Here is a 21457-nt window from a genome sequence, read left to right as displayed (position 1 = left end):
TGGTCATTAATATGGTCATGGCCTTAACCTACCAACTGTGCAGACTCTATAGATAGTTCAGCTTGCTGGATTTTTTTTGCCTCAATGTTTTTCCACACTTTGTCATGAAAATAAAACACCACGGTATTAACTGCTGGTTCAAGCAGGGCGATGGTGCCACCGATAATAATGCTACCGGTTAATAGGTAGGTAATCGTAAATGCGACACTAAAGTGTAAAATGGCAAAGCTAATAGTCTTTTTCATGGTAAATCCCCCTGTTGATTTATTTAAATGATAACAGTTATCATTATCATGTAAAGAGGGTTAATTCGATTATTACCAATGAAAATTTCGATTACGATTTTTAATCTTAATGCCTAAAATAATAAAAGCCCTTAAAAGGGCTTTAAGCTGGCAAATAAGATGAGTTAATTTAGCGCACACTTATTCGTTGAGATTAGTAATGCCAAGGAAAACGTGAAAAGTCTTGATCGCGCTTTTCTAAAAAGGCATCACGACCTTCTTGAGCTTCTTCGCTAGCATAAGCTAAGCGTGTCGCTTCGCCAGCAAACAATTGCTGTCCAACCAAGCCATCGTCAGCCATATTAAAGCCATACTTAAGCATGCGCATTGCCGTCGGCGATTTAGAGTTAATTTCTTTGGCCCAAACTAAGGCTTCTGTTTCTAATTCGGCATGGGGAATAGCACGGTTAACCATGCCCATATTAAAGGCTTCTTCTGCAGAGTAATTAAATCCAAGGAAGAAGATTTCTCGGGCACGTTTTTGACCAATCATCTTCGCTAAGTATGCACTACCGTATCCTGAGTCAAAACTGCCTACATCTGGGTCGGTTTGTTTAAAGATGGCATGTTCTTTAGAGGCTAAGGTTAAATCACACACTACATGTAAACTATGGCCGCCGCCAACAGCCCAACCCGGTACGACTGCAATCACTATCTTTGGCATAAACCTAATTAAACGCTGCACCTCTAATATATGCAGGCGTCCCATACGTGCGACATCTGGTTTACCTTCTTCGGCCCCTTCATACTTATAGCCATCTTTACCGCGAATACGTTGATCGCCGCCTGCGCAAAATGAGTACTGACCTTTTGCTGATGGTCCATTACCTGTTAACAGAACGCAGCCTACATCAGACCATTGTCTTGCGTGGTCTAAAGCAATAAAAAGTTCATCTACGGTTTTAGGGCGGAATGAATTAAGGCAATCAGGACGATTGATGGCGATACGCACTGTACCTTGGGATTTTGCGCGGTGATAAGTGATGTCTTCAAAGTTGAATCCATCGACAGCATCCCATAAGTCAGGGTCAAAGATGTCTGATACCGATTCAGTTGGTGATTGTGTCATAAAAAAACTAGCCCCTATTATAAGTATTACATAAAGGCTAGGCGTATTTGATACTTAGGTCAATTTGTTACCATAAAACCGTTAACTAACTCGAGTTATTAGATTTTATCGCAAATAAATTGTAAGTTTTCTTTGGTGAACACCGGGTGGTGAGCACTGCTATGGCAGTATTGATCTTTAAATTCTGCTATTGCTTCGTTACTGGTAAATACACCGTCTAACTCGCGAATTTCAATCGTTGATAAGCGCTCATATATTTCCGCCTTAATTTGCGGTAAGTGCTTGTCGATTTTAATGATTTTTGTGCCCGTCATCGAATCAAGCTTTTTGTCCGCCTTAGTAAAGATACTTTTAATGTCATTAATCGGCTTATCAAGCTTATCTGTTTCTGTCGCGAAATAATAAATAACCCCCGCAATTATTGCTAATCCTATCCAGCCTCTCATCTTTTTATCCAATAATGTGTTATTACCTATATAATAAGCTAGTTATCGTTCAATATTAAAGCAGTAAGGCTGTAACATGACGACAGAATCTAACCCCAAGGACTTTTCCAAACAACAACGTATTAAAATTCATCAACCTGATGCTAGTAAAGCAGACAGCTTCAATCCGCGCAACCGTATTTACGTAAGAGCTGTCGATGGCTTATGGACAACCCTACGACGTTATATGGGTTGGATTGCCATGCTGTTCTTCTTACTTCTTCCCTGGTTACCATGGGGAGATCGTCAAGCAGTTTGGTTTCATCTTGCCGAGCAAAAATTTCATGTGTTTGGTTTAACTATTTGGCCACAAGATCTTACCTTACTTGCGGCACTCTTTATGATAGCTGCATTTGGGCTGTTTTTCGTTACCACTTATCTAGGTAGAGTATGGTGTGGTTATACTTGCCCACAAACTGTGTGGACCTTTATCTTTATCTGGTTTGAAGAAAAGTTTGAAGGCGCACGTAATAAACGTATAAAACTAGATCAAATGCCATGGAGTGTTAATAAGCTATGGCGTAAAACAGCTAAACACACATCTTGGTTACTGGTTTCATTACTAACAGCAACTACATTTGTGTCGTACTTTATACCAAGCCGCGAACTCTACATCGATGTTTTTACTCTCAATGCTGGAGGTGGAATATATTTTTGGGTGGTTTTCTTTACCATTGCAACATACGGTAATGCTGGATGGATGCGGGAGATTATGTGTATTCACATGTGTCCTTATGCCCGTTTCCAAGCCGCCATGTTTGATAAAAATACCTATATAGTCGGTTACGACACCCAGCGTGGAGAAACACGTGGTCCTCGTACTCGCAAACAAGATCCAAAAGAGATGGGCTTAGGTGACTGCATCGATTGCGATTTATGTGTACAAGTTTGTCCAACAGGGATTGATATACGTAATGGTCTGCAATACGAATGTATTAACTGTGGTGCTTGTATCGATGCATGCGATAACACGATGGAACGAATGGGATACGACAAAGGGTTGATCAGTTACACCACCGAAAACAAACTGGATGGTATTGAAGAGAAAGTGTTAAGACCTAAGCTAGTGGGTTACGGTGTGGTACTAACCGTCATGATATTAATCTTCATCTATGCCAGCGCAACCATTGCGCCTGTGCGTATGGACGTTATTCGTGATCGAAACTCTCTTTATCGCCAAAACAACCAAGGCAACACCGAGAATACCTTTACGATTAAAATTCTTAATAAAACAGAACAACCACAAGAGTATGAGTTAAGTGTTGAAGGTTTGCCTAATGCTCAATGGATTGGCCCACAGCACGTATCAATAGAATCAGGTGAAGTTATAACCTTGCCAATTAGTATTGCTGTCGATCCTATCGAGTTAAAGAGAAGTATTACTAAAATTGACATTAAAATTACTGCAGTAATAGAAGGTAGTCCAATAGAAATCAAACAGGAAACTAGATTCTTCGGCGATTAGAACTGAGGCAAATAGGCATAAAAGGGACTAACAGTCCCTTTTTTGTTCTTTTCGATTGAAAAAGCACCTGTTAGTCATGTTTTTGCAATATTCAGTGTTTTTATGCTTGCACAAAATCTTGTGTTGCCTATAATGCGCATCCACTGACACGGCAGACAGCGAAAGCGGTCACCGAGTTGGGTTGAGTTAAGTGGTTAATAACACTGAATTCAAGGCGAAAAGAAAGTTTGAAAAAACACTTGACGCCGACACGGGAAAGCGTAGAATACGCACCCCAAGCCAACGACCTAGCGTCTTATGGCGATGTCTGAAAAATCGACATCACGTTCTTTAACAATCTAAACAAGAAATCTGTGTGGACATTCACAGGTATTGAGTTATTCGAAATTGTCTTCTGTTCTTCGGAATGTTGGCAATCAAAAAATTTAAACTCAATGCAACGATGAGTGTTCATAGTAATATGTACAAACGTTATCTAGGTTCTTCGGGATTTAGAAAACAAAATCAGAATTCATTGAGCCGATACATTCTTAAGGGGATGTGTCAAAAGAACTTTAATTGAAGAGTTTGATCATGGCTCAGATTGAACGCTGGCGGCAGGCCTAACACATGCAAGTCGAGCGGTAACACAAGGGAGCTTGCTTCTGAGGTGACGAGCGGCGGACGGGTGAGTAATGCCTAGGGATCTGCCCAGTCGAGGGGGATAACAGTTGGAAACGACTGCTAATACCGCATACGCCCTACGGGGGAAAGGAGGGGACCTTCGGGCCTTCCGCGATTGGATGAACCTAGGTGGGATTAGCTAGTTGGTGAGGTAATGGCTCACCAAGGCGACGATCCCTAGCTGTTCTGAGAGGATGATCAGCCACACTGGGACTGAGACACGGCCCAGACTCCTACGGGAGGCAGCAGTGGGGAATATTGCACAATGGGGGAAACCCTGATGCAGCCATGCCGCGTGTGTGAAGAAGGCCTTCGGGTTGTAAAGCACTTTCAGTAGGGAGGAAAGGTGATGTGTTAATAGCACATTGCTGTGACGTTACCTACAGAAGAAGGACCGGCTAACTCCGTGCCAGCAGCCGCGGTAATACGGAGGGTCCGAGCGTTAATCGGAATTACTGGGCGTAAAGCGTGCGCAGGCGGTTTGTTAAGCCAGATGTGAAATCCCCGGGCTCAACCTGGGAATTGCATTTGGAACTGGCGAACTAGAGTCTTGTAGAGGGGGGTAGAATTCCAGGTGTAGCGGTGAAATGCGTAGATATCTGGAGGAATACCGGTGGCGAAGGCGGCCCCCTGGACAAAGACTGACGCTCATGCACGAAAGCGTGGGGAGCAAACAGGATTAGATACCCTGGTAGTCCACGCCGTAAACGATGTCTACTCGGAGTTTGGTGACTTAGTCACTGGGCTCCCAAGCTAACGCATTAAGTAGACCGCCTGGGGAGTACGGCCGCAAGGTTAAAACTCAAATGAATTGACGGGGGCCCGCACAAGCGGTGGAGCATGTGGTTTAATTCGATGCAACGCGAAGAACCTTACCTACTCTTGACATCCACAGAAGAGACCAGAGATGGACTTGTGCCTTCGGGAACTGTGAGACAGGTGCTGCATGGCTGTCGTCAGCTCGTGTTGTGAAATGTTGGGTTAAGTCCCGCAACGAGCGCAACCCCTATCCTTATTTGCCAGCACGTAATGGTGGGAACTCTAGGGAGACTGCCGGTGATAAACCGGAGGAAGGTGGGGACGACGTCAAGTCATCATGGCCCTTACGAGTAGGGCTACACACGTGCTACAATGGCGTATACAGAGGGTTGCAAAGCCGCGAGGTGGAGCTAATCTCACAAAGTACGTCGTAGTCCGGATCGGAGTCTGCAACTCGACTCCGTGAAGTCGGAATCGCTAGTAATCGTGGATCAGAATGCCACGGTGAATACGTTCCCGGGCCTTGTACACACCGCCCGTCACACCATGGGAGTGGGCTGCAAAAGAAGTGGGTAGTTTAACCTTCGGGAGAACGCTCACCACTTTGTGGTTCATGACTGGGGTGAAGTCGTAACAAGGTAGCCCTAGGGGAACCTGGGGCTGGATCACCTCCTTACCTATACGACTAACTCAATACCTAAAGTGCAGCGATGCATGTGAGTGTTCACACAGATTACTTGTTAACTTCTTCGGAAGTAGAGTGAAATGCGCCGCGAGCCGGTTAGCATTGTTCTTTAACAATTTGGAAAGCTGATAGTACTAACTAAAGGCGCATGGATGATGATTCGTTGTCGTTTGTGTGATTATGTTAGTGCGAAAAACGTTAATGCGAAAGCATTAACACTTGAGTTCTCAATACACTGTTTAAGTGTCTTGAATATTCTAAAAGACTAAGGCGAGTCCACTTCCTGGTCGGGAGTGAGACAAGTAAAAACCAGCTGGTCATGATATGACCCAGAGTTCTTCTCTTGTTAATTCAAGAGTGTGAAACTCATTTGGGTTGTATGGTTAAGTGACCAAGCGTATACGGTGGATGCCTTGGCAGTCAGAGGCGATGAAGGACGTAATAACTTGCGAAAAGCGTTGGCGAGCTAGTAATAAGCATTTGAGCTAACGATATCCGAATGGGGAAACCCGGCCACATAAGTGGTCATCATAACGTGAATACATAGCGTTATGAGGCAAACCCGGGGAACTGAAACATCTAAGTACCCGGAGGAAAAGAAATCAACCGAGATTCCCCTAGTAGCGGCGAGCGAACGGGGATTAGCCCTTAAGTCTATGGGGTGTTAGTGGAATGTGTTGGAAAGCACAGCGGCACAGGGTGATAGCCCCGTACATGAAAACTAACCATAGATGAAAACGAGTAAGGCGGGACACGTGACATCCTGTTTGAATATGGGGGGACCATCCTCCAAGGCTAAATACTCCTGACTGACCGATAGTGAACCAGTACCGTGAGGGAAAGGCGAAAAGAACCCCTGTGAGGGGAGTGAAATAGAACCTGAAACCGTATACGTACAAGCAGTGGGAGCGGTTCTTGAGACCGTGACTGCGTACCTTTTGTATAATGGGTCAGCGACTTACATTTTGTAGCGAGGTTAAGCGAATAGCGGAGCCGTAGGGAAACCGAGTGTTAACTGCGCGTTTAGTTGCAAGGTGTAGACCCGAAACCGAGTGATCTAGCCATGGGCAGGTTGAAGGTTGAGTAACATCAACTGGAGGACCGAACCGACTTATGTTGAAAAATGAGCGGATGACTTGTGGCTGGGGGTGAAAGGCCAATCAAACTCGGAGATATCTGGTTCTCCTCGAAAGCTATTTAGGTAGCGCCTCGAGCGAATACCATTGGGGGTAGAGCACTGTTAAGGCTAGGGGGTCATCCCGACTTACCAACCCTTTGCAAACTCCGAATACCAATGAGTACTACTCGGGAGACAGACAGCGGGTGCTAACGTCCGTTGTCAAAAGGGAAACAACCCAGACCGTCAGCTAAGGTCCCAAAGTACTAGCTAAGTGGGAAACGATGTGGGAAGGCTTAGACAGCTAGGATGTTGGCTTAGAAGCAGCCATCATTTAAAGAAAGCGTAATAGCTCACTAGTCGAGTCGGCCTGCGCGGAAGATTTAACGGGGCTAAGCTAGTCACCGAAGCTACGGGTGCATTTCATTAGAAGTGCGCGGTAGAGGAGCGTTCTGTAAGCCGTTGAAGGTGAAGGGGTAACCCACGCTGGAGGTATCAGAAGTGCGAATGCTGACATGAGTAACGATAAAGGGAGTGAAAAACTCCCTCGCCGAAAGACCAAGGGTTCCTGTCCAACGTTAATCGGGGCAGGGTGAGTCGACTCCTAAGGCGAGGCCGAAAGGCGTAGTCGATGGGAAACAGATTAATATTTCTGTACTTCTGCTAACTGCGATGGAGAGACGGAGAAGGCTAGGCTAGCGCGGCGTTGGTAGTCCGCGTTTAAGGTGGTAGGTTGATTTCTTAGGCAAATCCGGGAAATCGTACTTTAATGTACAGGCTGAGAGCTGATGACGAGTCACTAAGGTGATGAAGTAGTTGATGCCATGCTTCCAGGAAAATCTTCTAAGCTTCAGGTTAGTAGGAATCGTACCCCAAACCGACACAGGTGGTCGGGTAGAGAATACCAAGGCGCTTGAGAGAACTCGGCTGAAGGAACTAGGCAAAATGGTACCGTAACTTCGGGAGAAGGTACGCTGCTGTTGGTGATGGGACTTGCTCCCTAAGCTGACGGCAGTCGCAGATACCAGGTGGCTGCAACTGTTTATCAAAAACACAGCACTGTGCAAAATCGCAAGATGACGTATACGGTGTGACGCCTGCCCGGTGCCGGAAGGTTAATTGATTGGGTTATCTTCGGAGAAGCTCATGATCGAAGCCCCGGTAAACGGCGGCCGTAACTATAACGGTCCTAAGGTAGCGAAATTCCTTGTCGGGTAAGTTCCGACCTGCACGAATGGCGTAATGATGGCCACGCTGTCTCCAGCCGAGACTCAGTGAAGTTGAAATTGCGGTGAAGATGCCGTATACCCGCGGCTAGACGGAAAGACCCCGTGAACCTTTACTATAGCTTGGCACTGAACATTGAACCTACATGTGTAGGATAGGTGGGAGACTTTGAAGCTTGGACGCTAGTCTGAGTGGAGTCAATCTTGAAATACCACCCTTGTAGTTTTGATGTTCTAACTCTGGCCCCTTATCGGGGTTGAGGACAGTGCCTGGTGGGTAGTTTGACTGGGGCGGTCTCCTCCCAAAGAGTAACGGAGGAGCACGAAGGTTGGCTAAGTACGGTCGGACATCGTACGGTTAGTGCAATGGCATAAGCCAGCTTAACTGCGAGACATACACGTCGAGCAGGTACGAAAGTAGGTCATAGTGATCCGGTGGTTCTGAATGGAAGGGCCATCGCTCAACGGATAAAAGGTACTCCGGGGATAACAGGCTGATACCGCCCAAGAGTTCATATCGACGGCGGTGTTTGGCACCTCGATGTCGGCTCATCACATCCTGGGGCTGAAGTCGGTCCCAAGGGTATGGCTGTTCGCCATTTAAAGTGGTACGCGAGCTGGGTTCAGAACGTCGTGAGACAGTTCGGTCCCTATCTGCCGTGGGCGTTGGATGATTGAGGGGAGCTGCTCCTAGTACGAGAGGACCGGAGTGGACGAACCGCTGGTGTTCGGGTTGTCATGCCAATGGCATTGCCCGGTAGCTACGTTCGGAATCGATAACCGCTGAAAGCATCTAAGCGGGAAGCGAGCCCCAAGATGAGTCATCCCTAGAGCTTTAAGCTCTCTAAAGGGCCGTAGGAGACTACTACGTTGATAGGCAAGGTGTGTAAGCGTTGTGAGGCGTTGAGCTAACTTGTACTAATGACCCGTGAGGCTTAACCATACAACCCAGATGGGTTTTACTGACCTTAGTGTTAGAATGAAGCGCTTAAACGGTGTGAAGAGACTCAAAGTAAGATAGAAGCAATCAGCTTTCCGAATTATTATTTAATGCCTAATGAAGAATTAGCGTGTTAGATATGCAAATTTGTCTGGAAACCATAGAGCTGTGGCACCACCTGATCCCATTCCGAACTCAGAAGTGAAACACAGTATCGCCGATGGTAGTGTGGGGTCTCCCCATGCGAGAGTAGGTCATTTCCAGGCGCCTAATTTCTCTTTTACGAAAGAGAAAGTCTACTGATAGTGACATATCAGCGACTTAAAAAGATTTAGCATCGTGCGTAAGCAATTTGCTAAAGGAGCGGTAGTTCAGTTGGTTAGAATACCGGCCTGTCACGCCGGGGGTCGCGGGTTCGAGTCCCGTCCGCTCCGCCAATTACATAGAAGCCTCGTCTTAGACGAGGCTTTTTTGTGTCTGCAATTTGGTCAAATGCGTCAAGACCTTAGCGGTATTATCTATTATTGCTGAGTTTACACCAGCATTTGCGTTATCGTTGAGCAAGTATTGTGTAATGAGTAGAGATTTTGCCATCAAAGCCACAATTTATGCGGCTAAACAAGCTTATCTCTATATAACAGTCTTTGTATTTTATTTGTCTAGATAGTTAACTCTTCACTTCTGTTTCATTGCGGGTCATTAAGTCAGTTCTTTTCTGTAAGGAATACTACTTTGTGCTCCGTTACGCGTTACGGCTATTGAAGATGCCAAATTAGCAAATTCAACAGCTTCAATTAAGGTTTTTCCTTCATCTAACGCCACCATGAGTGCACCGTTAAAAGTGTCGCCAGCTGCTACGGTATCTATAGCATTAACCGTCGGGGTCGGTATGATACTTCCTTGGCCTTTTTCACTGATATAGGCACCTTTACTGCCTAGGGTGATAATAACGATATTAACTCCTCTGCTATGAAGACTTTGTGCGGCTTGTTGCGCACTTTGTTGATCGATAACTTCTATTCCAGTTAAAGCTAAGGCCTCTGTCTCGTTAGGGGTAATAATATCGATTAAATTTAACAAATCGTTATTTAGTTTTGTCGCTGGAGCAGGATTAAGAATCGTAGTGCAATGATTTTGCTTGGCGAGTATTAATGCTTGATGAACACTCTCTAACGAAGTTTCTAGTTGGATTAGTAAGTAATTAGCTTGAGCAAATAATGCGTGTTGCTGCTGAATATGGTGTGCAGATAAATAAGCATTGGCGCCTGGTACAACTCCAATACTGTTCTCGCCATATTGATTAACAAATATTACCGCAGTGCCAGTACTCTTCTTAGCAATTTGATAACAGCCACTCAAATCGATTCCATCAGCGGTCCAATTTGTACGCATTGTTGCTGCATTACTGTCATCACCTAGAGCACTGATAAAATATACTTGTTGCATAGTATTTTTTAACCTAACAGCAGCCACGGCTTGATTGGCTCCTTTTCCTCCAAGTTCTAATCTATATTGCTGACTGATTAAGGTCTGTCCTGCTTGTGGTAATTCGTCGAATGTTAGAACATGATCGGCATTGGCACTGCCGACAACTAGTAATGTACTCATGTTTATCCTTAGTTAGCCATGCCGACAAATTAAATCTGCATGGCATGAGTTCGTTAATAATCGTTTAAACGCTCTACGATAAAGTCGACAAAACCCGTTCGGTTAATATTGAATAGTACTTTGGCATTATGTGGATTATTGGTTAATTGATAGCGATCAACCACTGTCATGCCTTGTGTATACTGTCCTTTAGTTTCAATACCAACCCAGCAATCTACTGCAGTAAATAGTGACGGGTTAAGTAACCATGCGATGGTACATGGATCGTGCAATGGTGCACCGGTAAAACCCCACTTAGGGTCGCGATGGTAAATCATGAAGAAATCGAGAAGTTCTGCAACACATTGTGCAACCGGATTATCAATCTTTCGAATTCGCTCAATATCCTCATCCATAATCTGGGCTTCATGTGTCACATCTAGCCCACACATTACAATTGGCAAACCTGATTTGAACACCATATCAGCTGCTTCTGGGTCGACAAATATGTTGAATTCAGCAGCCGGTGTCCAATTGCCCACACCTGCAGCGCCTCCCATTAGTACGATACTATCGATGTTGCTATGTAATTCAGGATGAGCGGCTAGAAAAAGCGCTATGTTAGTTAGCGGTCCTGTGGGAACAAGAGTGACGGGTTGTTTGCTGTTACGCACTTTATCGGCTATTAACTCAATTGCCGTTTGTGCTACAGGAGCAAAGGCGGGATCTGGTAATTTAGGCCCATCAAGACCGCTTTCCCCATGTACATTGTCAGCAATGATAAGCTCGCGGGCTAGTGGTTTAGGAGCGCCACTTGCAACCGGTATGTCATGCCTACCCAATAACGTAAGTACGCGTAATGCATTGTTTAAGGTCTTGTCTGGTGTTTGGTTACCTGCACTGGTCGTCACAGCGAGTACATCAAGTTTTACTGAGCTGAGTGCTAAAATAAGTGAGATAGCATCATCATGACCGGGATCACAGTCTAGAATTACAGGACGTTTCATGGATAATTTCCTTATTCAATAAGAGGGTATACCATACCATTATGGTCTGTCTCTTGATCAGATCTCATAAGCTCTCGCCATCAGCAATCATTTCTTTCGCGACTCGGTAGCCTACAACATGAGACTGTAATGTACTCCAACCTTCCCAAACCGCCGTCCAGCTTGCGATCCCTGTTCGTTTGGTATCGGTGAAACCACCCAGCTTTGCGATTGATTGATACGCCCACTTCAGACTCGGCGCTCCTTTATCTTTATGCCCTCTAGGCTTATTAAACCGCATTAGCACCTTCCATTCATCTTCTTCGAGCACCGTGTCACAGCGTTGAGCCTCCACTGCTTTGGCCTCCTCAAGCAGCCCTTTTTTACGTAAATAATAAGGGAGGGTGATGGCTTCTCTGAGTTGCAGTAAACGGACGCCGATAAACGCTAAGATTGAAACCGCTCTTTCTAAATTCTTAGGCTCTGTCATTCTTTGGCGCTCAGCTCCTGCACCCGTTTTCCATGCTTTATGAAAATCTTCAATTCGCCATCTTGCGGTGTAAATATCAATAATATGAAGTGCTTGAATTAACGTATCGATTGGCTCTGTTGTTAATAACATCCAGCGCAACGGCTCGGTCACGTTTTTTGATGTTTTTTCTTGAGCGTACACCACATTGACAGGCTGAGTTTCACCTTTTGCTTTGAAGGTAACCTGTGCCACTTTAATGGTTAGCTTGGCTTTTCTGGCTACGCGGTTTACAGGCTTCCCTTTACTATTTTTTGTCCCTTTCTGGGCGATATCGATAGTGTATTCACCCAGTTCTGCTTGTGACTCAAGGTGTTCAAATAACTTAGGTCCTGTCTCAACCAGTGCTCTTGAATGTTTCGCTCGAACAACGAAACGTTCATTATGCTTCTGCTTATCTTGAATATAACTCAATATATCTGCTTCTCTGTCACACACTGAAATGACCCGTGACATGATGTCTCCCAAGCGTTGACGGCAGAAATAGGACGCTTCTGACCACTTACCACTTTCTTTTTCGTCAGCATCTTCAGGGTTATTAGGACGAAGCCAGTATTCTTGATGAATAAGCCCGATAGTCTGAGTCGTGAAGCTGTCTAATAGCAGGGTTGAATGAACCCACCAACCACGTGATTTATCTGTCGTCGTCCCCAGTTTGCCAAGCTCTTGTGCTACTTGGTGTTTGTAACTCAACGCAGTGGTGTCATCAATGGCTAATATCTCAGCATAGGGCTGGGCAAGCTCTGCAGTATGTTGAAAACCAGAAGCTCTAATCACTTCTGGAGAAATGTTGTCATTACGGATCAATCGATAAGCCCCTTCAACTTTAGCTTCATTACCTCGACATGATAAAGCGATTGACTTACCGCTACAACGCGCCATGTCGGCAGCAACTTCGATGACACGGTCAGTGCGACGTGAGTCACCAAATGAACCGTTTTTAAAGTGATTGTATGACCATTGCTCTGCGTTGAAAATAGACATTATTAATCTGCAAATTGATTGAGTTACCAGATCTGATCATCGATTTGTCACAAAGTTCATTTTGCTTCAGATTTGTGTAGAAGAGTCAGCATTATGGTTGTTGTAGGCTTAATGCATAAAAACTAAAAATGTGAGCTAATATACGACAATGAAATAATTAAAAAAAATATATCAACAGTAACTTGCCTTAGGTTGGCCGCAGTTTCAATTATTGTAGTGATCAATAATGTAATTAAACATGTTGTTATAGAGATGAGATTTTACGCTATAGTGTTGTTTTACTGAGTAGGTAGGACTATGAATTGTCGTCTGGGTTGTGTGCTCTGCTGTATCGCGCCTTCTATTACCAGTGTAATACCAGGCATGCCCAAGGGTAAACCTGCTGGGGTGCGTTGTATTCAATTAAATGATGATAATTTTTGTATGATATTTGGTCTGCCAGACCGTCCCGATGTATGTGCTGAGTTTAGTGCAAGTATTGATGCTTGCGGTACGACAAATGAGCAAGCTTTATGGTTGATCACTGATTTGGAGTCTTCAACATGCTAACCTGCATTTATTACTCATCTTGGATATTTTAGACTATGCAATTAACCCGATATACAGATTTTGGTATCCGCATTTTAATGTATCTTGCGGTGCAACCTGAACGAGAAAGTTTATTTCGAATTGCAGAAGTGACGAGTGTATTTGAGCTATCTTCAAACCATGTCGCAAAGATTATTCATCAATTGGGTAAAATGGGATATTTGCAAACGGTCAGAGGCAAAAGTGGTGGCTTTAGATTAGCAAAAGTCGCAGATAAGGTATTAATTGGTCAATTAGTGCGTGATTTAGAAAACACGTTATCACCTATTGACTGTGAATCACCTTACTGCCGTTTTACACCTATATGCCAATTAAAAGGGGTTTTGGCTCAAGCTGTTACAGCATACTTGGCGGTTCTAGATCAATATACGCTAGCTGATATTGTTGCTAATAAATCTGAGATTTTATCTACGTTACCGGACTTATCTATTTCAGTGTTGCAGATAGATTAAGTTGGGTGGCTGCAGCGATATCCATATCATCAAATAATTGAGATGTTGGTACTAATGTGATGCCATTATCACTTAAGCGGGCTAAATTAGCGTTTAAAAAACGAATAGTTTGTGGGTAAGGATGCGCAATAACAATCAGTTTATCTTGCCGTTTCGATTGTGTAATCATCTGCTGGAACTGCTTTTCAAGTGCATGCTTGCTAATGTCATTATCTAAAAATATGTTTCTTCTAAGAGATGGAACTCCGAGTTGCATCGCCTTGTTGCTGGCTTTGGTATATTTAGTGGTAAAGCTATCAACAAAAAACAACTGCTGTTGTTTTAAGCTTTGCATTACCCATAACATCGGCTCATCCATTTGAGTCAGTAAACTGCCCATATGATTATTAGCTCCCTTAGCAAACGGGATACTAGAGAATGCTCTTTGTAATTGTTGTTTAATTTGCACCTCAGTCATGTCATTAGTTAACCCTCCTGGGCCTAATGCTTTGCCATTTAAGGCTTGCATTGGTAGGTGTAACATTATCTCATGGCCTTTTTTATAACCTTCGTTCGCCAGTTTTTGTCCTAACGGAGTGTGAGGTAATACCGATAAAGTGATAGCTGTTGGTAATGACAATGCAGCTTCGTCAGTTAATCGATAACCAATATCGTCAATGATAATGGCTATTTTGGCAGCCGTAGCGGGCATAATGCTACAGAGGCAGAGTAGAATTAATAGTTGATTGCGCACAAATTTAGCTTATTTAGTTGGGTGAATTATATTGTTCAATGATACTGGCACAATTATCGATACAGTTATAGGCACAATAATAGATACAGTTATGACCGTTGATATCGCTGCGGGGCAGCATTACTTTGCTGGGTATTAGTTTGTAAATTATTAGTTGGCAAGGTCTTAGCCAGTATTTATGCTCCGCGATAATTAATTATAGAATCTATAACATATCCTTAAAGTTAAGTTTAACGACAATAATAGGCTGGATCGACAGCTTTACCTTTATTACGGATCTCAAAGTATAGTCCTGGCACACTTTGTCCACCAGAGCGACCTACAAGCGCAATAGACTCACCTGTTTTAACCATATCGCCAGGTTGTCTTAGTAGTGTTTGAGCATGACCATAGAGGCTCATATATCCCTTGCCATGATCAATGACTAGCACCATACCAAAACCTCGTAACCAGTCGGCATAAATTACCTTTCCCGATGCAACAGCATTGATGTTTTGTCCTTCAGGTGCAGCAAGTACAGCACCTTTCCAAACAATTTGACCTGAGCGGCTGCTACCAAAACGGTTACTCATTCTACCGTTCGTTGGCCATTTTAATTTGCCTTTCTGGCTGACTAATCCATCCATCGTTGGATTGGCTTTGGCGGCAACCATAGCTTGTTGTACGATGCGTTTTAAACTCGCCTCTTCTATTTGCAATTGCTCTAACTCTGCCCCTTTACTTGATAGCGTTCGTTGCAATTGAGTTAATGTTTGTTGGCGTTGACCTTGCTCTTTAGTTAATTGCAGGGCCTGCTTTTTTTGTTCTATTACCAATACATTAAGCTTTTGCTGTGCCGTAACTTGCTGTTGTTTTACTTTGTCTAAGTCTATGCTGGTTTGCTTTAGCTGCTTAATCGCTTTAATGCGGGCATTATTTAGAAATTGATAGTAAGCCAGCATGCGCTCAACGGTGGCAGGGTTTTGTTGATTGAGCATCATTTTTGTGTAGTCATGATTCCCGGCCAGGTATGCACTAGACAACTGTTTTGACAGCGTCTCTTGTTGACTACTTTTGAGGCCAGCAAGCTCGACTTGTTGCTTATCAAGATCGCGAAGTTTGCTATTAACGGTCGTGAGTGAAGTTTGTGATTGATTGACTTTTTGAGCGGCCCTTGCAATCGCTTTCTCATCACTTTTAAGCAACGAAATGAGCTTCTCACGTTGCTTGGAAGTATCTTTGAGAGAATTTTGTTGTTGATTGATTTGTGCTTGAATAGACTTCAAAGCCGATTGACGTGAAGACAAATCAGCACTAGTTGCCGTAAATGAAAAGATTAGAAAGCCAGCACAAATGCTGGCTTTAACAAATAAACGAGTTATCACGAGTTAATGTTTACTCTTTAAGGTCAATGATACAGCGTCCACTCATTTCTTTGGGGATGCTTTGGCCCATTAAGGTTAACATAGTTGGCGCAATATCGCTCAAGCGTCCACCATCTTTTATTACCGCATCACGGCCGACATAAATGAAGGGGACTAAGTTACTCGTATGCGCAGTAAATGCTTGCCCGTTAGACGGATCTGTCATTTTCTCTGCGTTACCATGATCGGCAGTAATTAAGCATTCGCCATCGACTTTAGCCAAGGCTTCTACAACACGACCGATACAAGCATCAACAGCTTCACAAGCTTTAACTGCCGCTTCAAATTTACCGCTATGGCCTACCATGTCACCATTTGGATAATTACAAATGATCACATCGTACTTTGTCGACTCAATTGCAGCGACCAATTTATCGGTTAATTCTGTTGAGCTCATTTCAGGTTGCAAATCATAAGTTGCTACTTTTGGTGACTGAATTAAAATGCGATCCTCACCTTCAAATGGCTCTTCCTTGCCACCATTGAAAAAGAAAGTCACATGAGCATATTTTTCAGTTTCTGAAATGCGCAACTGAGTTTTATTTAGATTTTGCAGGGTTTCACCTAAGGTATTAACTAAATCACTCGATGGATAGGCTACCGGAGCATTAATATCTGCTGCATAGTCAGTCAGCATCACAAAGTTGATTTTTGGTGTTTTATTACGTACAAAACCATCAAAATCAGGATTCACAAAGGTACGCGTAATTTGACGAGCACGATCAGCGCGGAAGTTCATAAAGATAAGCGTATCGTTATCATTTAGCTCCACAGCTTCGCCTTGAGCATCAACAATCGCCGATGCCGCAACAAACTCATCGTTTTCGTCACGAGTATATGCCGTGTCAAGCGCTTCAGGCGCAGAACCATAAGTGAACTTGGCTTTACCTTCAGTAATTAATTCGTAGGCTTGTGATACACGGTCCCAACGATTGTCGCGATCCATAGCAAAGTAGCGGCCAATAATTGAGGCTGTACGGCCATGACCTAATTCAGCAAATAGCTCATCAAAGTGAACTAAGCTATTTTTAGCACTACGTGGCGGTGTATCTCGGCCATCTAGAAAGGCGTGTAAATATACCTTAGTTGCACCGCGTTTAACGGCCATACGACACATTGCTTCAATGTGTTCTTCATGGCTGTGCACACCACCGGCAGACAATAGTCCCATTATGTGTACTGCACCGTTAGCGGCAATCGCTTTATCTACTGCATCACTAAGCGCTGGGTTCTGTTCAAACTCATGGTCGGCAATCGCTTTACTAATACGAGTGAGTTCTTGATACACAATGCGGCCAGAACCAATATTGATATGACCGACTTCAGAGTTACCCATTTGACCATCGGGCAAGCCGACGTCAATACCTGAACCTGAGATAAGACTGTGTGCGTATTGTGCATTGAGCTTATCTAAAACAGGGGTGTTAGCATGAAAAACCGCGTTATCTTGCGTGTCTTCACTATGACCCCAGCCATCAAGGATAAGTAATGCGAGTGGACGTTTTTTTGTCATTATGCAAATACCTTATAAAAGTTAAAATAGAAGTGTTATAAAATTTTAATTGTATGAATATTACTACTTATCGATAGCCTACAAAAGGCATATAGGTTTGAAGATATAACCAAAGCTGCTGATAACGAGGGGCGAGTCACGAATAACTCTGCTTAAAGGGTTTATTTTCGGTGTTTCTTTAATGAAAACTACCGAGCAAAACGATATACTCGGGGCCATCTCATCTTAGTCATCGTCAGAGAAATCAGTAATTATGCAAGAATATATGGAATTTTTTAAAGCGAACCCTATGTTAAGTTTAGCGTGGGTCGGCTTGTTTGTAGCACTTGTTGTTAGTGTCATTAAGTCTGGTACATCAAAAGTGAAAAACGTCAGTCATCAAGAGCTAACCCTCATGGTGAATAAGCAAGATGCCAAAGTGGTTGATGTACGTGGAAAAGAAGAATTTAAAAAAGGGCATATTGTTGATGCGCTTAATGTGACCTTATCAGAAATTAAAAATAATCAAGTCTCTAGCCTTGAAAAGTTCAAAACTAGCCCCATTATATTAGTATGTAACTCAGGTATGACATCAGGCCAAGCAGCTCAACTTCTTACGAAACAAGGATTTGAAAACGTGTTTAACCTTAAAGGTGGCATGGGTGAATGGCAAGGTGCAAACTTACCAGTAGTTAAAAGCAAGCGTTAATATTGTTGCTTAATGGTATTCAGTGTTAACGCGTTTGGGAATGCGTTAACATTGTTTATTATCAAGATTTTGCTCGTTATCATTTTTCGAGCTAGATCAACTTTACGGGATAGCACTAATGTTAGATTAATTCTTTATACATTAAGTGTGTAAGCCCAACACAATTAGCTTCACAGAAAAGCTAAATAACATTGATAGGTAGGAAATTATGGCTGAAGTAGCAAACAACGAAGCACAAGCACCACAGTTCAACATTCAGCGTATTTATACAAAGGATTTGTCTTTTGAAACGCCAAACAGCCCAGCTGTTTTCCAGAAAGAATGGAACCCAGAAGTAAAGTTAGATTTAGATACTCGTAGCAACAAGCTGTCTGACGACACATTTGAAGTTATCTTATCGTTAACTGTTACCGCTAAAAATGGCGAAGATACCGCATTTTTATGTGAAGTTCAGCAAGCGGGTATTTTTTCTATTGTTGGCTTAACTGAACAACAACTTGCCCATTCTTTAGGTGCATATTGCCCTAACGTATTATTCCCATATGCACGTGAATTAGTCGGTAGCTTAGTGGGACGTGGTACTTTCCCACAGTTAAACCTTGCACCAGTGAATTTTGATGCTCTATTTGCTCAGTACGTTCAACAGCGTCAGGCTGCTGCAACTGAAGAAGCAACTGCATAATTTATGAATAACGCTACCGAAATTACGGTATTAGGGGCGGGGTCTTATGGCACCGCCCTTGCTATTTCTTTAGCCAGCAACGGCCATAAGACATTGCTTTGGGGTCACGATCCTAAAAGCATGCAAATATTAGCTGACAGTCGCTGTAACGAGCGTTTTTTGCCTGGTATTCAGTTTCCTGATTGTTTAGCAATCGAAGCTGATTTAGGCAAAGCACTCGCGGCAAGCAAAAATATCTTAGTCGTTGTGCCAAGTCATGTGTTTGGTGATGTACTCAAACAAGCCAAACCATTGTTGCGTAAAGATGCGCGGATTGTGTGGGCGACCAAAGGGCTAGAACCCGAAACCGGTCGTTTATTGCAAGATGTTGCCCGTGAACAATTAGGTGAACATTATCCACTCGCAGTGTTGTCTGGCCCTACGTTTGCTAAAGAGTTAGCAGCGGGTTTACCTACCGCTATTTCAGTTGCGGGTACTTGCCCACAGTTTACCCATGACTTAGTCGAATTGCTTCATAGCCCAAAACGCTTGCGTGTATACGCAAATGACGACTTTATCGGCATACAATTAGGCGGCGCGGTTAAAAACGTGATTGCCATTGGTGCCGGTATGTCCGACGGAATTGGCTTTGGTGCAAATGCACGCACCGCACTCATCACCCGTGGTTTAGTTGAACTGAGCCGTTTAGGTGAAGCTATCGGCGCCGATGCATCAACCTTTATGGGGATGGCAGGTTTAGGTGACTTGGTATTAACCTGTACCGATAATCAGTCGCGTAATCGTCGATTTGGCTTGGCTTTAGGTCAAGGCAAAGACGTGATCACCGCCCAAGAAGAAATCGGACAAGTTGTCGAAGGTTACCGTAATACCAAAGAAGTGTTTACCTTGGCTAAACGTTTAGGGGTAGAAATGCCGATTACCGAGCAAATTTACCAAGTATTATACCAAGGTAAATCACCGGTTGAAGCAGCGAAAGAGTTACTCAGCCGTGAGAAAAAATCTGAAACACTGAAAAAATAGTGCAACAGAGCGGCTAAGTTAACCGTGAGTAGATACCAAAAAGGATGCTAAAATAGCATCCTTTTTTGCATTTAATCTTTATCAATTAAATACAAAACAACCCATTTAAAGTGTGGAGTAAAACGTGAAACATCATGACGTAATTATTATCGGCGCCGGCGCGGCAGGATTAATGTGTGCTGCAACCGCGGGCTATCGAGGTCGTGATGTATTGGTGCTGGACAATGCCAAACAAGCTGGCAAAAAAATTCTTATCAGTGGTGGCGGACGTTGTAACTTTACCAACCAAAAGGTTGAGCCCCAGCAGTTTATTTGTGGCAATCCGCATTTTGTTAAATCTGCATTAGCTCGCTATCCTTCAAGCGATTTTATTGAGTTGGTTGAGCGTCATGGTATTGAATACCATGAACGCGATCACGGACAACTATTCTGTAATGACTCCGCTAAAGACATCGTTACCATGTTGATGACCGAGTGCGAATGGGCTGGGGCGAAAGTAACACTTCGCACTGAGATTTTATCGGTTAACAAAACTGATAGCGGCTTTCATTTAAGCACCTCAAGCGGTGATTTAAGTTGTGAGTCGTTAGTCATTGCCACGGGTGGCTTATCAATGCCAAAGCTTGGCGCAACACCTTACGGTTATAAGCTTGCTGAGCAATTTGGCTTAAAAGTATTAACGACCAGCGCTGGCTTAGTGCCTTTTACTTGGCATGCAGATCAAAAAATCCGCTTTGAGCCATTGTCAGGTATTGCTGTGCCAACCACTATCACGGCACAAGATGGCACCCAGTTTAGTGAAGCCTTATTGTTTACTCATCGCGGCTTGTCAGGCCCTGCCGTGTTACAAATTTCAAATTACTGGCATCCCGGTGAAGCTATTTCTATCAATTTACTACCCGGTGAAAACGCGTTAGATAAAATTGAATTTGCGCTTAAACATCATCCAAAACAAAGCCTACGCAATACCCTAAGTCAGTGGTTGCCAAAACGCTTGGTTGAAGCCCTATTTGAAGAGTCTCAACTCGATAAAGCATTAAACCAACTCGGCCACGGCGAGCGAGAAAAACTCGCTAACGACTTAAACGACTGGTCTATTACCATGAATGGCACCGAAGGTTACCGCACCGCAGAAGTCACTTTAGGCGGCGTTGACACCAATGAATTATCATCTAAAACCATGCAAGCTAATAAAGTCTCTGGATTGTACTTTATTGGTGAGGTAATGGACGTAAGTGGTTGGTTAGGGGGCTTTAATTTTCAGTGGGCTTGGAGCTCTGGTGTTGCTGCTGGGTTGGCTGTGTAATGTGTAAAGATGAAATTGCAACGAAGACTATTTGAATTCAACGAAGACAATCTTTTTGTGATAATTGTTTAATTTCAATCGATGGACTCTTTAGAAGGTAAGGTAGTAAAGCGAGACACTCAAGACTTAAATGCTTGCGAGGGACCAATGTTCGATAATATTTTTGAAGTTATAGATGAGGATAAAGCGATTTTTCTCAAAGATAGCTCAGATATGTGTATCGTTATTAGGGAAATTTTGACGGCAAATAAGATATCTAATTCTGCCGAGCATAAGCTAGCTTTGAAACGGAT

Annotated in this window: 16 protein-coding genes, 1 tRNA gene and 3 rRNA genes; 11 read left to right on the top strand and 9 right to left on the bottom strand. The window is 43.5% G+C overall.

The features are described from left to right. Positions 1-23: 23 nt before the first annotated feature. The 3 genes from EGC82_RS00875 to EGC82_RS00865 form a co-directional block, all read right to left on the bottom strand. Positions 24-245, bottom strand: coding sequence for a DUF2061 domain-containing protein (locus EGC82_RS00875; RefSeq protein WP_124729095.1), 222 nt, complete (start codon positions 243-245; stop codon positions 24-26). 193 nt (positions 246-438) lie between these two features. Then, positions 439-1353 (bottom strand): 1,4-dihydroxy-2-naphthoyl-CoA synthase, encoded by a 915-nt coding sequence (locus EGC82_RS00870; protein WP_124729094.1) that lies wholly within the window; start codon positions 1351-1353, stop codon positions 439-441. Positions 1354-1451: 98 nt separating this feature from the next. After that, a complete protein-coding gene (locus EGC82_RS00865; protein WP_124729093.1) occupies positions 1452-1799 on the bottom strand; it encodes a hypothetical protein in 348 nt (115 codons plus the stop codon). Positions 1800-1875: 76 nt separating this feature from the next. Here EGC82_RS00865 and ccoG point away from each other — a divergent pair, with 76 nt between their 5' ends. The 5 genes from ccoG to EGC82_RS00840 all read left to right on the top strand — a co-directional run bounded on the left by ccoG (position 1876) and on the right by EGC82_RS00840 (position 9130). Continuing rightward, on the top strand, positions 1876-3303 hold the full coding sequence (gene ccoG / locus EGC82_RS00860; RefSeq protein WP_124729092.1) for a cytochrome c oxidase accessory protein CcoG: 1428 nt from the start codon (positions 1876-1878) through the stop codon (positions 3301-3303). Between the two features lie 555 nt (positions 3304-3858). After that, positions 3859-5401, top strand: a 16S ribosomal RNA gene (locus tag EGC82_RS00855). 390 nt (positions 5402-5791) lie between these two features. After that, positions 5792-8696: ribosomal RNA gene (locus tag EGC82_RS00850) — 23S ribosomal RNA — on the top strand. A gap of 147 nt (positions 8697-8843) precedes the next feature. Next, positions 8844-8959, top strand: a 5S ribosomal RNA gene (gene rrf, locus EGC82_RS00845). Together the 16S, 23S and 5S rRNA genes with 1 tRNA gene alongside form the textbook arrangement of a ribosomal RNA operon. A 94-nt stretch (positions 8960-9053) precedes the next feature. Next, positions 9054-9130: transfer RNA gene (locus EGC82_RS00840), tRNA-Asp, on the top strand. A 262-nt stretch (positions 9131-9392) separates the two neighbouring features. Here the strand turns inward: EGC82_RS00840 and rbsK are convergent. The 3 genes from rbsK to EGC82_RS00825 form a co-directional block, all read right to left on the bottom strand. Continuing rightward, complete coding sequence (gene rbsK, locus EGC82_RS00835; RefSeq protein ID WP_124729091.1) at positions 9393-10301, bottom strand: ribokinase; 909 nt, start codon at positions 10299-10301, stop codon at positions 9393-9395. A 53-nt stretch (positions 10302-10354) separates the two neighbouring features. Then, positions 10355-11287, bottom strand: coding sequence for a pyrimidine-specific ribonucleoside hydrolase RihA (rihA, locus tag EGC82_RS00830; protein WP_124729090.1), 933 nt, complete (start codon positions 11285-11287; stop codon positions 10355-10357). A 64-nt stretch (positions 11288-11351) separates the two neighbouring features. Then, the gene (locus tag EGC82_RS00825; protein WP_124729089.1) at positions 11352-12779 is read right to left on the bottom strand and encodes an IS4 family transposase; all 1428 of its coding nucleotides are present in this window, start codon (positions 12777-12779) and stop codon (positions 11352-11354) included. 297 nt (positions 12780-13076) lie between these two features. Between EGC82_RS00825 and EGC82_RS00820 the strand changes: the two genes are divergently transcribed. Both EGC82_RS00820 and EGC82_RS00815 read left to right on the top strand, forming a co-directional pair. Further along, positions 13077-13328: a YkgJ family cysteine cluster protein gene (locus EGC82_RS00820; protein ID WP_124729088.1), complete on the top strand. Its 252-nt coding sequence runs from the start codon at positions 13077-13079 to the stop codon at positions 13326-13328. Between the two features lie 35 nt (positions 13329-13363). Further along, positions 13364-13819 carry an Rrf2 family transcriptional regulator gene (locus EGC82_RS00815; RefSeq protein WP_124729087.1) on the top strand — a complete coding sequence of 152 codons (456 nt, stop codon included), beginning with the start codon at positions 13364-13366 and terminating at the stop codon, positions 13817-13819. On the opposite strand, the gene EGC82_RS00810 is transcribed toward EGC82_RS00815, so the two are convergent. The 3 genes from EGC82_RS00810 to gpmM all read right to left on the bottom strand — a co-directional run bounded on the left by EGC82_RS00810 (position 13794) and on the right by gpmM (position 17471). Next, the gene (locus EGC82_RS00810; protein WP_415837567.1) at positions 13794-14552 is read right to left on the bottom strand and encodes a divergent polysaccharide deacetylase family protein; all 759 of its coding nucleotides are present in this window, start codon (positions 14550-14552) and stop codon (positions 13794-13796) included. The genes EGC82_RS00815 and EGC82_RS00810 overlap by 26 nt on opposite strands. Before the next feature lie 230 nt (positions 14553-14782). Then, complete coding sequence (locus tag EGC82_RS00805; RefSeq protein ID WP_124729086.1) at positions 14783-15916, bottom strand: murein hydrolase activator EnvC family protein; 1134 nt, start codon at positions 15914-15916, stop codon at positions 14783-14785. Between the two features lie 10 nt (positions 15917-15926). Beyond that, complete coding sequence (gene gpmM, locus EGC82_RS00800) at positions 15927-17471, bottom strand: 2,3-bisphosphoglycerate-independent phosphoglycerate mutase (protein ID WP_124729085.1); 1545 nt, start codon at positions 17469-17471, stop codon at positions 15927-15929. Positions 17472-17721: 250 nt separating this feature from the next. Between gpmM and EGC82_RS00795 the strand changes: the two genes are divergently transcribed. From EGC82_RS00795 to EGC82_RS00780, 4 genes are all read left to right on the top strand, one after another. Beyond that, positions 17722-18156: a rhodanese-like domain-containing protein gene (locus tag EGC82_RS00795; protein ID WP_124729084.1), complete on the top strand. Its 435-nt coding sequence runs from the start codon at positions 17722-17724 to the stop codon at positions 18154-18156. Between the two features lie 208 nt (positions 18157-18364). Continuing rightward, positions 18365-18838, top strand: a complete 474-nt coding sequence (gene secB, locus EGC82_RS00790) for a protein-export chaperone SecB (protein ID WP_124729083.1) — start codon at positions 18365-18367, stop codon at positions 18836-18838. A 3-nt stretch (positions 18839-18841) separates the two neighbouring features. Next, the gene (gpsA, locus tag EGC82_RS00785) at positions 18842-19858 is read left to right on the top strand and encodes an NAD(P)H-dependent glycerol-3-phosphate dehydrogenase (protein ID WP_124729082.1); all 1017 of its coding nucleotides are present in this window, start codon (positions 18842-18844) and stop codon (positions 19856-19858) included. A 124-nt stretch (positions 19859-19982) separates the two neighbouring features. After that, the gene (locus tag EGC82_RS00780; RefSeq protein ID WP_124729081.1) at positions 19983-21164 is read left to right on the top strand and encodes a BaiN/RdsA family NAD(P)/FAD-dependent oxidoreductase; all 1182 of its coding nucleotides are present in this window, start codon (positions 19983-19985) and stop codon (positions 21162-21164) included. The last annotated feature ends 293 nt before the right edge of the window (positions 21165-21457 follow it).

It is taken from the genome of Shewanella livingstonensis (assembly GCF_003855395.1).
GTDB lineage: Bacteria > Pseudomonadota > Gammaproteobacteria > Enterobacterales > Shewanellaceae > Shewanella > Shewanella livingstonensis.
Note: the sequence above shows the minus strand (reverse complement) of the source record. Positions and strands in the feature narration are given on the sequence as shown.

Coding starts and splice junctions, on each gene's coding strand:
- gpsA (WP_124729082.1), top strand. CDS start 18,842: ATGAATAACGCTACCGAAATTACGGTATTAGGGGCGGGGTCTTATGGC.
- rihA (WP_124729090.1), bottom strand. CDS start 11,287: ATGAAACGTCCTGTAATTCTAGACTGTGATCCCGGTCATGATGATGCT.
- rbsK (WP_124729091.1), bottom strand. CDS start 10,301: ATGAGTACATTACTAGTTGTCGGCAGTGCCAATGCCGATCATGTTCTA.
- secB (WP_124729083.1), top strand. CDS start 18,365: ATGGCTGAAGTAGCAAACAACGAAGCACAAGCACCACAGTTCAACATT.
- EGC82_RS00815 (WP_124729087.1), top strand. CDS start 13,364: ATGCAATTAACCCGATATACAGATTTTGGTATCCGCATTTTAATGTAT.
- EGC82_RS00825 (WP_124729089.1), bottom strand. CDS start 12,779: ATGTCTATTTTCAACGCAGAGCAATGGTCATACAATCACTTTAAAAAC.
- EGC82_RS00795 (WP_124729084.1), top strand. CDS start 17,722: ATGCAAGAATATATGGAATTTTTTAAAGCGAACCCTATGTTAAGTTTA.
- ccoG (WP_124729092.1), top strand. CDS start 1,876: ATGACGACAGAATCTAACCCCAAGGACTTTTCCAAACAACAACGTATT.
- EGC82_RS00870 (WP_124729094.1), bottom strand. CDS start 1,353: ATGACACAATCACCAACTGAATCGGTATCAGACATCTTTGACCCTGAC.
- EGC82_RS00820 (WP_124729088.1), top strand. CDS start 13,077: ATGAATTGTCGTCTGGGTTGTGTGCTCTGCTGTATCGCGCCTTCTATT.
- EGC82_RS00865 (WP_124729093.1), bottom strand. CDS start 1,799: ATGAGAGGCTGGATAGGATTAGCAATAATTGCGGGGGTTATTTATTAT.
- EGC82_RS00875 (WP_124729095.1), bottom strand. CDS start 245: ATGAAAAAGACTATTAGCTTTGCCATTTTACACTTTAGTGTCGCATTT.